Below are 14,447 nucleotides of genomic sequence, written 5' to 3' on the forward strand. Positions count from 1 at the left end.
CTCCCTGATGGTCCTAGTGGGCCACCGCGGCCGCGCCGTGCTCGTCGACGAGCGCGCCGGTGGTGAAACGGTCGAGCGAGAAGGGGGCGTTCAGCGGATGCGGTGTGTCGTGGGCGATGGTGTGGGCGTAGACCCAGCCGACCCCCGGGGTGGCCTTGAAACCGCCGGTTCCCCAGCCGCAGTTGAGGTAGAGGTTGTCGACCGGGGAGAGGCCGATGATCGGTGAGGCGTCGGGGCTGACGTCGACGATGCCGCCCCAGGTGCGCAGGACGTGGGCGCGGGCGAAGACCGGGAAGAGCTCCAGGGCCGCCGACATCTGCTCTTCGATGATGTGGAAGGCGCCGCGCTGGGTGTAGGAGTTGTAGGAGTCGATGCCCGCGCCCATGACCAGTTCGCCCTTGTGCGCCTGGCTGACGTACACGTGGACCGCGTTGGACATGACGACCGTCGGGTGCACCGGCTCCAGCAGCTCGGAGACCAGTGCCTGCAACGGGTGGCTCTGGACGGGGAGTTCGATGCCCGCCATGGCCGCCAGGACCGAGGTGTGGCCCGCCGAGCACAGGGCGACCTTGCCCGCCGCGATCGGGCCGCGGGTGGTCCGGACTCCCACCACCCGGTTGCCGACGACGTCGAGGCCGGTCACCTCGCAGTTCTGGATGATGTCGATACCGGCGGCGTCGGCGGAGCGGGCCAGGCCCCAGGCCACGTGGTCGTGCTTGGCGATGCCCGCACGCGGTTGGTAGGTAGCGCCCAGGACCGGATAGCGCACGTCCGGGGAGGTGTTGACGATCGGGCAGACGTCCTTGACGCCGTCCGCGTCGAGCCACTCGGCGTCCACGCCGTTGAGCCGGTTCGCCTCGACTCGGCGCACGCTGTCGCGGACGTCCTGGAGGCTGTGGGCCAGGTTCAGCACGCCTCGCTGGGAGAAGAGGATCGGGTAGTCGAGCTCCTCCGCCAGGCCCTCCCACAGCTTGAGCGCGTGTTCGTAGATGCCGGCGCTCTCGTCCCAGAGGTAGTTGGAGCGGATGATGGTGGTGTTGCGGGCCATGTTGCCGCCCGCGAGCCAGCCCTTCTCCAGCACGGCGACGTTGGTGATGCCGTGGTTCTTCGCCAGGTAGTGGGCGGTGGCCAGACCGTGGCCGCCGCCGCCCACGATGACGACGTCGTACGAGCGCTTCGGCTCGGGGTTGCGCCAGAGCCAGTCGGGGTGTTCGGGGAGCTCGGCGCCGGGGGTGCGGGGGCTCATCGGGCGTCTCCGTCCTCGGACAGGTGCGGGTAGAGCGGGTGCTGGGCGGCCAGGGTCTCCGCGCGGGCGCGCAGGGCGGCCACGTCCGGCTCCGGCTGGAGTGCGAGGGCGATCACGTCCGCGACCTCGGCGAAGTCCTCCTCGGTGAAGCCGCGGGTGGCCAGGGCCGGGGTGCCGATGCGCAGGCCCGAGGTGACCATGGGCGGGCGCGGGTCGAAGGGCACGGCGTTGCGGTTGACGGTGATGCCGATCTCGTGGAGGAGGTCCTCGGCCTGCCGGCCGTCCAGCTCCGAGGCGCGCAGGTCGACCAAGACGAGGTGGACGTCCGTGCCTCCGGTCAGGACCCTCACCCCGGCCGCCGCCGCGTCCGCCCGGGTGAGGCGTTCGGCGAGGATGCGGGAACCGGCGAGGGTACGGGCCTGTCGCTCGGCGAACTCCGGTGACGCGGCGACCTTGAACGACACCGCCTTCGCGGCGATGACGTGCTCCAGGGGGCCGCCCTGCATCCCCGGGAAGACCGCCGAGTTGATCTTCTTGGCGAGGTCGGCCTCGTTGGTGAGGATGACGCCGCCGCGCGGCCCGCCGAGCGTCTTGTGTGTCGTCGTGGTCGTGACGTGGGCGTGCGGCACGGGGTTGGGGTGCAGTCCCGCCGCCACCAGGCCGGCGAAGTGCGCCATGTCGACCATCAGCAGGGCGCCCACCTCGTCGGCGATCCGGCGGAAGGCCGCGAAGTCGAGCTGCCTCGGGTATGCCGACCAGCCCGCGATGATCATCTTGGGGCGGTGTTCCTTGGCCAGGTGCTCGACCTCGTCCATGTCGACGAGGTTGTCGGCCTCGGACACGTGGTACGGCACGACGTTCAGCATCTTGCCGCTGTAGTTGATCCGCATGCCGTGCGTGAGGTGCCCGCCGTGCGCGAGGTCGAGGCCGAGGACGGTGTCGCCCGGCTGGAGCAGGGCGAAGAAGACGGCGGTGTTGGCCTGCGCGCCCGAGTGCGGCTGCACGTTGGCGAAGCCGGCGCCGAAGAGGGCCTTGACGCGCTCGATGGCCAGCCGTTCGGTGACGTCGACGTGTTCGCAGCCGCCGTAGTAGCGGCGGCCCGGGTAGCCCTCGGCGTACTTGTTGGTCGCGACCGAGCCCTGGGCCTCCAGCACGGCGGAGGGCGCGAAGTTCTCGGAGGCGATCATCTCCAGGGTGGACTGCTGGCGGTGCAGTTCGGCGCGAAGCGCGGCGTGGACCTCGGGGTCCAGTTCCGCCAGGGGGGTGTTCAGCGCGTTCATACGGCGTTCGCGTTCCTCTCGGCGGCCTCGACGACATTGGCGAGCAGCATGGCCCGGGTCATGGGGCCCACGCCCCCGGGCATCGGCGCCAGCCATCCGGCGACCTGGGCGGCGTCCGGGTGGATGTCACCCACCAGCCCCTGGTCGGTGCGGGTGATGCCGACGTCGAGGACGGCCGCGCCGGGGCGCAGCATGTCCTTGGTGATCAGTCCGGGCGAGCCGGCTGCCGCGACGACGATGTCCGCCTCGCGCACGTGCCAGGCCAGGCCCTTGGTTCCGGTGTGGCACAGGGTCACGGTGGCGTTCTCGGACCTGCGGGTGAGCAGCAGTCCGATGGGCCGTCCGACGGTGATGCCCCGGCCGATCACGCACACCCGCGCTCCCGCGAGCGGCACGTCGTGGCGGCGGAGCAGTTCGAGGATGCCGCGCGGGGTGCACGGCAGCGGGGCCTCGACGCCGAGGACGAGCCGGCCGAGGTTGACGGGGTGCAGTCCGTCGGCGTCCTTGGCCGGGTCCATGCGTTCCAGTACGGCGCCCGCGTCGAGGTGGCGCGGCAACGGGAGCTGGACGATGTAGCCGGTGCAGGCCGGGTCGGCGTTGAGTTCGTCGATCGTCTCCTCGACCTGGTGCTGCGAGGCGTCGGCGGGCAGCTCCCGGCGGATGGAGGCGATGCCCGCCTGGGCGCAGTCCCGGTGCTTGCCGCCGACGTAGGCGTGGCTGCCGGGGTCGTCACCGACCAGGACGGTACCGAGGCCCGGCGCCCGGCCCGTGGCCGCAGTCAACTTGGCGACCCGCTCGGCGAGTTCACGGCGGATGACGGCGGCAGTGGCCTTGCCGTCGAGGAGTTGTGCGGTCACCTGGAGTGTTCCTTCCAACGACGAGGACTCAGCCACGAAGACGGGACATCGCCGGATCGAACAAGGGCTCCTCGGCCACGACCGCCTCGACGGACTGGTCGAAGTACCCGATGTGCACGACGGTCCCCGGCTCCGCAAGCTCCGCGGGCAGCCACGCGTAGGCGATGCCCTTGCCGATCGTGTAGCCATAGGCCGCACTGGTGACATAGCCGACCGCGCAGTCACCGTCGAACACCGGCTCCTTGCCCATCACGACCGCCCTCGGGTCCTCGATCGTGAGACAGGTGAGCTTGCGCCGCACATCGGCCTTGCGCCGCTCCAGCGCCGCCTTGCCGATGAAGTCGTCCTTGTCGAGCTTCACGGCGAACCCGACCCCGGCCTCGTAGGGATCGTGCTCGTAGGTCATGTCGGTACCGAAGGAGCGGTAGCCCTTCTCCAGGCGGAGGCTGTTGAAGGCACCGCGGCCGGCGACGATGCCGCCCAGCGGTTCGGCCGCCCGCCACAGGGTGTCCCACAGCTTCCGGCCCAGGTCGGCGGTGGTGTACAGCTCCCAGCCGAGCTCTCCGACGTACGACAGGCGCATGGCCGTCACCGGGACGGAGCCGATGTGGGCACGCTGGGCGCGGAAGTACTTCAGACCGTCCTTGGAGAAGTCCGCGTCCGTCAGGGGTTGCAGGACCTCGCGGGCGAGCGGCCCCCACAGACCGATGCAGCAGGTGCCGGGGGTGATGTCACGGACCTGCACCGTACCGTCGGCGGGGAGGTGACGGGTGAGCCAGTCCAGGTCCAGGTTGCCGTTGGCGCCGACCTGGAAGCGGTCGCGGGCCAGCCGGGCGACGGTGACGTCGCTGCGGATGCCGCCGTCGTGGTCGAGCAGCAGCGTGTACGTGACCGAGCCGACGGACTTGGCGACCTTGCCGGTGCACAGCCGCTCCAGGAAGGCGGCGGCACCGGGGCCGCTCACCTCCAGGCGCTTGAGGGCGGTCATGTCGTACATCGCGACGGTCTCGCGGGTGACCTGGGCCTCGGCGCCCACGATGGGCGACCAGTACCGCGCGGCCCAGTCGTTGGGGGTCGGGATGGAACGGCCTTCGACCAGGCCGGCGTTGGCCTCGTACCACTGGGGGCGCTCCCAGCCGTTCGCCTCCAGGAAGAAGGCGCCCAGCTCCTGCTGGCGGGCGTGGAACGGGCTCGTGCGGATCGGGCGCGGGTCTCCCGAGGGCTGGAGGGGATGCAGGATGTCGTAGACCTCGACGAAGTTCTGGCAGTCGCGGGCCAGCACGTACTCCGGCGAGAGCTGGTGCGGCTCGAAGCGGTTGACGTCGCACTCGTGCAGGTCGAAGGAGGAGCAGTGGCCGTCGACCAGCCACTCGGCCATGGCCCGTCCGACTCCCGCGGAGTGGGTGACCCAGACCGCCTCGGCGACCCAGAAGCCCTTGACGTCCGGGGATTCGCCGAGCAGCGGCAGGCCGTCGGTGGTGAAGGAGAACAGGCCGTTGATGCCCTCCTCGACCTTGGCGTCCTGCGTCGCGGGGAGCAGCGACCGGGTCTCGCTCCAGGCCTCCTCGAAGTCCTCCTCGGTGAACTTCAGGACGGACGGCATCTCGTCGGCCTCGTCCACGGAGAGGATGTCGTCGGCGGAGACCGGCATCGGGCGGTGGCCGTAGTAGCCGATGCCCAGGCCGTCGAAGCGGTCGCGGTAGTAGAGGTCGGCGTCCTGGTGGCGCAGGATCGGGCGGACCGCCTCCTGCGTCTGGCCCGCCAGGGCCGGCACCGGGCCCGTCCAGGCGAGCTGGTGGGCGAGCGGCGTGAGCGGGAGGTTCATGCCGACCATGCGGGCGATCTTCGGGCCCCAGATGCCGGCGCAGCACACGACGATGTCGGCGGGGATCTCGCCCTGGTCGGTGAGGACGCCGGTCACCTCACCGTCCGCCCGCTGGACGTCGAGCACTTCGTGGCGGGCGAGGAAGCGCACGCCGCGCTCGGTGGCCCGACGGATCTGCGCCTCGACGGCGAGGACCGCCTTCGCGAGGCCGTCCGTGGGCACCAGGAGGCCGGCGAGGACCTTGTCCGGGTTGACGAGCGGGTGCTGTTCGACGCACTCCTCGGTGCTCAGCAGGCGGGACTCGATGCCCCAGGAGGTGAGCCAGCCGTGGCGCCGCTGGAGTTCCTTGACGCGCTCCGGGCTGGTGGCCACCTCCAGGCCGCCGACCTGGAGGAAACAGGGCCGGCCGTCGACGTCGAGCGAGCAGAACTTCTCGACGGTGTAACGGGCCATCTCCGTCATGGTCTTGGAGGGGTTGGTCTGGAAGACCAGACCCGGGGCGTGTGACGACGATCCCCCGGTGGCGGGCAGCGGGCCCTGGTCGACGACGGTCACTTCGGTCCAGCCTCGCGCGGAGATCTCATCGGCGAGCGCTGCCCCCACGACGCCCGCTCCGATGATGACCACCCGGGGTCCCGCCATCGCCGCACCTCCGACGTTGAAAGCGATGCAGTTGCTGTGTGCGCAACAGAGTTCAGGTTGCGCAACTCAATGTGCCCGCCGTGGACAGGCGTGTCAAGGGGTCCGCGACGCCGGAAAAGCCCCCGGACGCGGCAGGGAGGAATCACCAGAAAACGGCGAGGCCCGGCAGGCTGACGACACAGCCTGCCGGGCCCTTCCGGCGGGGTTCACCAGGGCGGTCGCGCGCCCTACTTGATCCAGGCGTCGACCTTGGCGCGGTTGGCCTCGACCCACTTCTTCGCCGCGGCCTCGGGCGCCATCTTGTCCACCGCGATGTACTTGGCCACGGTGTTCTGGTCGTCGTTCGTCCAGGTGAAGTTCTTCACCAGGTCGTAGGCCGGGCTGCCCGACTTGGCGAACTTGGCGCTGACTATCTTGTCGAGGTCGTACACCGGGTAGTCGCAGGCGACCTTCTCGGCGTCGGTGTCACAGCCCGTCTTGTACTCGGGCAGGCTGACCTTCTTCAACGGCACCTCGGACAGGAACCACTGCGGCTCGTAGAAGTAGCCGATCACCCATTCCTTGTTCTTCTCGGCGTTGCGGTAGGCCTGGATGAGCGCGGTCTCGCTGCCCGCGTACACCACCTTGAAGTCCAGCTTGAGGTTCTTCACCAGCGCCTCGTCGTTGGTGACGTACGAGGGGTCGCCGTCGAGGAGCTGCCCCTTGCCGTCCGACTCCGAGGTCTTGAACTTCGACGCGTACTTGTTCAGGTTCTTCCAGTCGGTGATGTCCGGGTGCGCCTTCGCCAGCCACGGCGGCACGTACCAGCCGATGATGCCCTTGTTGCCGGTCGGGCCCGCTTCGACGGCGGTCTTCTGCTGGGTGATGTACTTCTTCTTCAGATCGTCGTGACCCCAGTTCTCGACGACGGCGTCGACCTCGCCCGTCCCGAAGCCCTGCCAGGCGATCTCCTCCTTCAGGTTCTTCTGCTCGACCTTGCAGCCGAGGTCGTGCTCGGCGACGTAGGCGAGGACCGCCGCGTTCGCCTCGTAGCCCACCCAGGGGTTGATCGCGAGGTTGAAGGTGCCGCACTTGCCCGAGCTGCCCGAGTCGCCCGCGCTGTCGTCGCCGACCTTCGCGCCTGAGCAGGCCGTGAGGGTGAGGCCGAGGACGGCCAGGCCGGCCGCGCCGGTTCTCCAGTGTCGTGCCATGGTGTGGTGCTCCTTATGCGCCGGCGCGGCGAGCCGCTGCCTGAGTGATCCGGTCGAACATGACTCCGAGCAGGACGATGGCGAGCCCGGCCGCGAGTCCCTTGCCGTACAGCTGGCCCTGTGAGAACCCGGCCACGACGTCGTAGCCGAGGGCGCCCGCCCCCACCAGGCCGCCCACGACGACCATCGACAGCACGTAGATCAGGCCCTGGTTGGTCGCGAGGGTCAGGGCGCCCCGGGACATCGGCAGTTGGACCTTGGTGATGATCTGCCAGGTGTTGCACCCGGTGGACGTCGCCGCCTCGACGGTGGTCTCGGGCACGGCCCGCACCCCGTCCGCGATGATCTTGATGGCGACCGGCGCCGCGTAGACGACCGCGGCGACGATGGCCGTGAACCGTGTCGCGCCGAACAGCGCGAGGAACGGCACGAGATAGACGAACGGCGGCATGACCTGGGCCGCGTCCAGAGAGGGCCGCAGCAGCCGGTCCACGAGCGCGCTGCGCCCCATCCACACCCCGAGGACGACGCCGAGCAGCATCACCAGCACCGTCGCCACCGCGGTGGACGCCAGCGTCGTCATGCCGTCCGACCAGACACCGGTACCGACCAGCAGGCCCACGCACACGGCGGTGGTGGCCCCGGCACGCCATCCGCCGAGCACCGTGCCGACCGCGACGAGGGCGGCGCCGACGAGCCACCACGGGGAGTCGGTCAGCAGGGTCTGGAACGGATTGAGCAGGCCGTTGGTGAGGGCGTCGCGGAAGGCGTTGGTCAGGCCCGAGAGGTTGTCCTGCGCCCAGGTGGTCACATCGGCCGCCGTCCTGGCGATGGTGCTGCCGGTGCCGCCCTCGCCGGGGAACTCGGCCGCCCACACGTACGTGTGCGACAGATACGCCAGCACAACCGCCACCACCGCACCGGCCGCGAGCAACGGCCGCCGCCACTTGTGGAAGGGGCTGTCCGAGCCCCGGGCCGTCTCCGCCCGTCCGGCCGCCGCGGTGGTGACCCGGTCCAGCACGATGGCCATGACGACGATGGCCAGACCGGCGTTGAAGGCCGTGCCGACGTCCAGCGACTGGAGGGCCTGGACGACGGTCTTGCCGAGGCCGGGCGCGTCGATCAGGGCCGCGATGGTCACCATGGCCAGGGCGGCCATGATGGTCTGGTTGACGCCCATCACCACGGTCCGCTTGGACATCGGCAGCAGGACTTTGAGCAGGGCCTGTCGCCGCGTCGCGCCCATCGAGTCCGCCGCCTCGACCGTGGTCCGGGGTACGGAGCGGATGGCGTGCGCGGTGATGCGGATCGCCGGTGGCGCCGCGTAGATGGCGGTGGCGATGGTGGCCGAGGCGGGACCGATCAGGAAGAACAGGGTCAGCGGTGCCAGATAGACGAAGGTCGGCATCGTCTGCATGAAGTCCAGCAACGGCGTCACGATCCGGTGGAACCGGTCCGACAACCCGGCCCACACGCCCAGGGGAATCGCGAACAGCAGTGCCACGAACACCGCGGAGAGGGTCAGCGCCAGGGTGTCCATGCTCTCCTGCCAGAGCCCCTGCAGGCCGAGGAAGGTGAAGCCGGCCACGGCCAGCAGCGCCACCCGCCAGTTGCCCACGGCCCAGGAGACACAGCCGGCGACGCCGACGACACCGAGCCAGCCGATCTGCGGAACCGGGCGGTCCCCGGACGGCTGCGAGATCAGCTCCTGCACGAAGGTCACCAGGGAGTCGATGACCAGGCGGATCTCGTTGAAGAAGTAGAGGAAGAGGGGGTTGGAGTTGCGGTTGGCGCCGATCGAGTCGTTGACGTCGTTGAACCACCGGTGCAGATCGGTCAGGTCGGCCGCCGCGAGGGACAGGGTCTGCTTGCCGCGCAGCACGGCGAAGAGCACCAGCCAGACGAGCAGGATCGCGGCCACCACCCCGGCGCGGCCGACCCTGCGCACGCGCCGGGCGGGAGGGGGCGGCTCCACGATCCGGGTCTTCTCCGGCTTCTCCATCGCGACGGTCATCACGCGTCGCCTTCCCGCCCGGCGACCACCGCGAGGATCTCCTCGTCGCCGACGATGCCGAGCAGCTTGCCGTCCTCGACCACCTTGACCGGCTTCTCGGCGGCGAGCACCGCCCGGGTGGCCTCCTTGACCACGACGTCCGGGCCGAGCTCGGGACCGTCCAGGGGGTCGTCGGGCTCCGCCGGGCGCATGATCCACCGCAGGGTCAGTACGTCACCGCGGGGCACGTCCCTGACGAAGTCGCGTACGTAGTCGTCGGCGGGGGCGCCGACCAGTTCGTCGCCGGTGCCGCACTGGACGGTCCTGCCGTCGCGCATGATGAGGATGCGGTCGCCCAGCTTGAGCGCCTCGGACAGGTCGTGGGTGATGAACACCATCGTCTTGCCGACCTCGTGGTGCAGACGGATGACCTCGTTCTGCATGTCACGGCGGATCAGCGGGTCGAGCGCCGAGAACGGCTCGTCGAAGAGGAGCACGTCCGGGTCGCCGGCCAGTGCGCGGGCGAGACCGACGCGTTGCTGCATCCCGCCGGAGAGCTGGTCGGGGTACGAGTTCTCGTATCCGGAGAGGCCGACGAGCTCGACGACCTCAAGGGCCCGCCTCGTGCGCTCGGCCCGGCTCATGCCGCGGATCTCCAGCCCGAACGCCACGTTGTCGACGACCCGCCGGTGCGGCAGCAGCCCGAAGTGCTGGAAGACCATGGAGAACTTGCTCCGGCGCAGTTCGCGCAGACGGCCCGCGTCCGCGTCGCGGATGTTCTCGCCCTCGAAGAGGATCTCGCCGGCGGTGGGTTCGATGAGCCGGGTCAGACAGCGCGCCAGGGTGGACTTGCCGGAGCCGGACAGGCCCATGACGACGAACACCTCGCCGGCGGCGACCTCGAAGTTCACGTCGCGCACGGCGGCGGTGCATCCGGTACGGTCCATCAGTTCGCGACGGGTGAGCCCGCGCAGGTCCTCGGACACCGGCACCTGGTCCGCCTTCGGCCCGAACACCTTCCACAGCTCGCGCACGGAGATGACCGGGGTGGGTCCCGAGTCCTTCGGCGTGCCGCGCCGCTGCGGCACCTCGGTCGTTGCTGGGGTCATGTTCGACCTCTTTTCGGCGTTCAGCCGCGGAACCAGTGCTGCGGCCTGGGTTGGATGTTCTGCCAGATGTGTTTGGGCTCCCGGTACTCGTCAAGGCCGGTGGGACCCAGCTCCCGGCCCACGCCGGAGTGCCCGAAACCGCCCCATTCCGCCTGCGGCACATAGGGGTGGTAGTCGTTGATCCACACCGTGCCGTGGCGCAGCCGGCGCGCGACCCGCTGGGCCTTCCCGGCGTCCTGCGTCCACACGGCCCCGGCGAGCCCGTATTCGGTGTCGTTGGCGATGCGTACGGCGTCGTCCTCGTCGGTGAAGCGCTCCACGGTGAGGACGGGTCCGAAGGACTCCTCGTGCACCACCCGCATGCCCTGACCGCACTCGTCGAGCACGGTGGGCGGGTAGAAGTGGCCGTCGGCCAGTGCCGGGTCGTCGGAGCGTTCGCCACCGCAGCGCAGGACGGCGCCCTCGGCGAGTCCGGCCGCGACGTACGCCTCGACCTTCGCCAGGTGCTGCGCGGAGATCAGCGGACCGGTCTCGGCCCTCGGATCGAAGGGGCCGCCGAGCCGGATCCGCCGGGCGCGGCGGACCACCTCGTCGACGAACCGGTCGTGCAGCGAGTCCTCGACGATCAGCCGGGCGCCGGCCGAGCAGACCTGGCCCGAATGCAGGAAGACGGCCGTGAGCGCGAAGTCCACGGCCGTCTCGAAGTCGGCGTCGGCGAAGACGACATTGGGGTTCTTGCCGCCGAGTTCCAACGCGACCTTCTTCACCGTCGCGGCGGCGGTGGCCATGATGCGCCTGCCGGTGTCCAGGCCGCCGGTGAAGGAGACCATGTCGACGGCCGGGTCCTCGGCGAGCGGTGCGCCCACCTCGGGACCGGTCCCCAGGACGAGGTTGGCGGCACCGGCCGGGAGCCCGGCCTCCGCCAGCGCCTTCATCAGCAGGACGGACGTCGAGGGGGTGAGCTCGCTGGGCTTGAGGACGATCGTGTTGCCCGCGAGGAGAGCGGGTGCGACCTTCCAACTCGCCTGGAGCAGCGGGTAGTTCCACGGGGTGATCAGTCCGCACACGCCGATCGGCCCGTACTCGACGCGGCTGACCGCGTCGTCGCGGCCGGTGTCGATCACCCGGCCGGCGTCGGTGCCGCCGAGCCCTCCGTAGTAGCGGAAGCAGGAGACGACGTCGGCGATGTCGTACTCGCTCTCCACCAGCCGTTTGCCGGTGTCCAGCGATTCAGCTCGGGCGAACGCGCCGGCCTCGCGTTCGAGGACGTCGGCGGTGCGCAGGAGGAGGGCACCGCGCTCGCGCTCGGGGGTGTGCGGCCAGGGCCCTTCGTCGAAGGCCCGGCGGGCCGCGGCGATGGCCGCCTCGGCGTCGGGGCGCGTTCCTTCGGACACGGTCACGGAGAGCGTGCCGTCGGCGGGGCAGCGGATGTCCCGGTGGCCGCCGGCCACGGGATCCCGCCATTTTCCGTCCACGTACAGGTCTGCCACGTCGAGTGCCCTTCGAGCGAATCGCGTTGCGCATCGTGCACCGCATTGCTTGTGGTGGAACACTCTGGAGAAGGCCGCAACCCACGTCAAGGGGTTGACCGGTGACGGTTTCGCCAAGGAGGCACGCGCGAGGACGCGACGCCTGATCGGCCCGGAACGCCTTGCTTCCGGGCCGATCGGCTGTCTGAAAACTGCTCGTTACGGCACGGGACGGTGCCGGTAATACGCGGCGGAGGACGGCGGCAGCGGGTCCTTCCCGAGGATGAGGTCGGCCGCCTTTTCCGCGATCATCATCACCGGCGCGTAGATGTTGCCGTTGGTGATGTACGGCATCACCGACGCGTCGACGACCCGCAGCCCCTCCACCCCGTGCACCCGCATACTGGCCGGATCCACGACAGCCATCTCGTCGGTGCCCATCTTGCAGGTGCAGGACGGATGCAGCGCGGTCTCGCCGTCCTTGGCGACCCAGGCGAGGATCTCCTCGTCGGTCTCGACGGACGGCCCCGGTGAGATCTCCCCGGCGTTGTAGGGGGCCATGGCGGGCTGGTTGAGCAGCTTGCGGGCGACCCTGACGGCCTCGACCCACTCGCGGCGGTCCTGCTCGGTGGACAGGTAGTTGAAGCGCAGCGCGGGGTGCTCGGCCGGGTCCTTGCTCTTGATCTTCACCGAGCCGACGGCGTCGGAGTACATGGGGCCGACGTGCACCTGGTAGCCGTGTCCGCCGGCGGGCACGGAGCCGTCGTAGCGGACCGCGACGGGCAGGAAGTGGAACATCAGGTTGGGGTAGGCCACGTCCTCGTTGCCGCGGACGAAGCCGCCCGCCTCGAAGTGGTTGGTCGCGGCGGGGCCGGTGCGGAAGAGCCACTGGAGGCCGATGAAGGGCGCGCGCCACTTGGCGAGGTACGGCTGCATGGAGACGGGCTGCTTGCAGGCGTACTGGATGTACACCTCCAGGTGGTCCTGGAGGTTCTCGCCGACGCCCGGCAGATCGTGTACGACGTCCACGCCGAGCGCGCTCAGTTCCTCGGCGTTGCCGACGCCCGAGAGCTGGAGCAGCTGCGGGGAGTTGATCGCGCCTCCGCAGAGGATCACTTCGCGGGCACGCACCCGCTGGGGTCTGCCACGACCGCGCCGGTATTCGACGCCGACGGCCCGCTTGCCTTCGAAGAGGACGCGGGTGACCAGGGCACGCGTCCTGACCGTGAGGTTGGGGCGCTGTCGCACGGGCTTGAGATAGGCCTTGGAGGCCGAGAGACGGCGGCCGCGGTGGACGTTGCGGTCGAACCGGGCGAAGCCTTCCTGCCGGTAGCCGTTCACGTCGTCGGTGGGAGCGTGGCCCGCCTCCTCGGTGGCCTTCAGGAAGGCCTCGAAGAGCGGATTGGTCCCCGGGCCGCGCTCCAGGACGAGAGGGCCGTCGTGACCGCGGAACTCGTCGTCCGGACCGGCGGCGAGACAGTCCTCCATCCGCCGGAAGTACGGCAGGCAGTGCGCGTAGTCCCAGGTCTTCATGCCCGGGTCGGCCGCCCAGCGCTCGTAGTCCATGGGGTTGCCGCGCTGGAAGATCATGCCGTTGATGCTGCTGGAACCGCCCAGCACCTTGCCTCGCGCGTGGTAGACGCGCCGGCCTCCCATGTGGGGCTCCGGTTCGGACTCGTACCTCCAGTCGTAGAACCGGCTGCCGATCGGGTAGGTCAGTGCCGCGGGCATGTGGATGAAGACGTCCCAGGGGTAGTCGGGCCTGCCCGCCTCCAGGACGAGCACCTGGTTGCCCGGATCCGCGGAGAGCCGGTTGGCCAGTGCACTGCCGGCCGATCCACCACCGACGATGACGAAGTCGTACTGCAAGTGAGCCATGGGGCCTCGTCTCGCTCGCGCCGTTGAGAATGCGCGGCATGCTAGTACTCGTATCACTATGCGCACCAGGTTGCGAACCGCGCAACTTCTTCGAAACCTGCACAAGGCCCTGACCTGCAGCGCTGCCTGCTATGTTTAACGCCCGTATAGTTGCGTTGTGAGCAACTACCATGCAGATACCGAAACGACAACTGCGCCGACCGGTGGCGTGCAGTCCGTCGACCGCGCCATCACCGTGCTGGAGATCCTGGCCCGGCGCGGCGAGGCCGGAGTCAGCGAGGTGGCCACCGAGATCGATGTCCACAAGTCCACCGCGTTCCGGCTGCTCGGCGCCCTGGAGGTGCGCGGCCTGGTGGAACAGGCAGGCGAGCGCGGCAAGTACCGCCTCGGCTTCGGCCTCGTCCGCCTCGCCGGCGCGGTCACCGGCCGCATCGACATCACGCAGCAGAGCCGACCGGTCTGCGAGCGTCTCGCCGAGGAGATCGGCGAGACCGTGAACCTCGCCGTGATGCAGGAGCAGTACGCGATCAACCTGTACCAGGTGCGGGGCCCCGGCGCTGTCACGGCGTTCAACTGGGTCGGCCAGCTGACGCCGCTGCACGCCACCTCCAGCGGCAAGATCCTGCTGGCCCACATGCCGCCGAAGGAGCGCGCCGCGCTGCTGTCGGAGACCGGCCTGAAGAAGCTGACACCCCGCACCCTGACCGCGAAGACGAAGCTCGAGAAGAACCTCGCCGAGGCGCTCGAGCGTGGCTACTCCTGGACCCTGGAGGAGTTCGAGGTGGGACTGCACGCCATGGCCGCGCCGGTCCGCAACAGGGACGGCGAGGTCATCGCGGCGATCAGCGCCTCCGGACCGGCGTACCGCCTCACCGAGGACCGGATGCACGACCTGGCTCCGGTGCTGGTCAAGGGCGCGGACGAGATCAGCCACCGCATGGGCTATCTCGGCTGAGCC

Annotated in this window: 10 protein-coding genes; 1 reads left to right on the top strand and 9 read right to left on the bottom strand. The window is 69.8% G+C overall.

Annotation, left to right across the window (positions count from 1 at the left end; translation table 11 throughout):
• Nucleotides 1-13 precede the first annotated feature (13 nt).
• The 9 genes from SCNRRL3882_RS03510 to betA all read right to left on the bottom strand — a co-directional run bounded on the left by SCNRRL3882_RS03510 (nucleotide 14) and on the right by betA (nucleotide 13,489).
• On the bottom strand, nucleotides 14-1,246 hold the full coding sequence (locus SCNRRL3882_RS03510; protein WP_010043841.1) for a sarcosine oxidase subunit beta family protein: 1,233 nt from the start codon (nucleotides 1,244-1,246) through the stop codon (nucleotides 14-16).
• Nucleotides 1,243-2,526: a serine hydroxymethyltransferase gene (gene glyA, locus SCNRRL3882_RS03515; protein ID WP_010043838.1), complete on the bottom strand. Its 1,284-nt coding sequence runs from the start codon at nucleotides 2,524-2,526 to the stop codon at nucleotides 1,243-1,245. The genes SCNRRL3882_RS03510 and glyA overlap by 4 nt, the downstream gene beginning before the upstream one ends.
• On the bottom strand, nucleotides 2,523-3,383 hold the full coding sequence (locus SCNRRL3882_RS03520) for a bifunctional methylenetetrahydrofolate dehydrogenase/methenyltetrahydrofolate cyclohydrolase (RefSeq protein WP_010043835.1): 861 nt from the start codon (nucleotides 3,381-3,383) through the stop codon (nucleotides 2,523-2,525). The genes glyA and SCNRRL3882_RS03520 overlap by 4 nt, the downstream gene beginning before the upstream one ends.
• Nucleotides 3,384-3,411: 28 nt before the next feature.
• Nucleotides 3,412-5,850 (bottom strand): GcvT family protein, encoded by a 2,439-nt coding sequence (locus SCNRRL3882_RS03525; protein ID WP_010043833.1) that lies wholly within the window; start codon nucleotides 5,848-5,850, stop codon nucleotides 3,412-3,414.
• A gap of 227 nt (nucleotides 5,851-6,077) precedes the next feature.
• A complete protein-coding gene (locus SCNRRL3882_RS03530) occupies nucleotides 6,078-7,040 on the bottom strand; it encodes an ABC transporter substrate-binding protein (RefSeq protein ID WP_010043831.1) in 963 nt (320 codons plus the stop codon).
• A gap of 13 nt (nucleotides 7,041-7,053) precedes the next feature.
• The gene (locus SCNRRL3882_RS03535) at nucleotides 7,054-8,580 is read right to left on the bottom strand and encodes an ABC transporter permease (protein WP_418952383.1); all 1,527 of its coding nucleotides are present in this window, start codon (nucleotides 8,578-8,580) and stop codon (nucleotides 7,054-7,056) included.
• Nucleotides 8,581-9,053: 473 nt separating this feature from the next.
• Nucleotides 9,054-10,142: a quaternary amine ABC transporter ATP-binding protein gene (locus tag SCNRRL3882_RS03540; protein WP_010043826.1), complete on the bottom strand. Its 1,089-nt coding sequence runs from the start codon at nucleotides 10,140-10,142 to the stop codon at nucleotides 9,054-9,056.
• Between the two features lie 20 nt (nucleotides 10,143-10,162).
• Nucleotides 10,163-11,632, bottom strand: coding sequence for an aldehyde dehydrogenase family protein (locus tag SCNRRL3882_RS03545; protein WP_010043824.1), 1,470 nt, complete (start codon nucleotides 11,630-11,632; stop codon nucleotides 10,163-10,165).
• 198 nt (nucleotides 11,633-11,830) lie between these two features.
• Complete coding sequence (gene betA / locus SCNRRL3882_RS03550; protein WP_010043822.1) at nucleotides 11,831-13,489, bottom strand: choline dehydrogenase; 1,659 nt, start codon at nucleotides 13,487-13,489, stop codon at nucleotides 11,831-11,833.
• A gap of 208 nt (nucleotides 13,490-13,697) precedes the next feature.
• Here betA and SCNRRL3882_RS03555 point away from each other — a divergent pair, with 208 nt between their 5' ends.
• Entirely contained in the window at nucleotides 13,698-14,444 is a 747-nt protein-coding gene (locus tag SCNRRL3882_RS03555; protein WP_010043820.1) for an IclR family transcriptional regulator, read from the top strand.
• Nucleotides 14,445-14,447 lie beyond the last annotated feature (3 nt).

The organism is Streptomyces chartreusis NRRL 3882 (assembly GCF_900236475.1).
Lineage (GTDB): Bacteria > Actinomycetota > Actinomycetes > Streptomycetales > Streptomycetaceae > Streptomyces > Streptomyces chartreusis_D.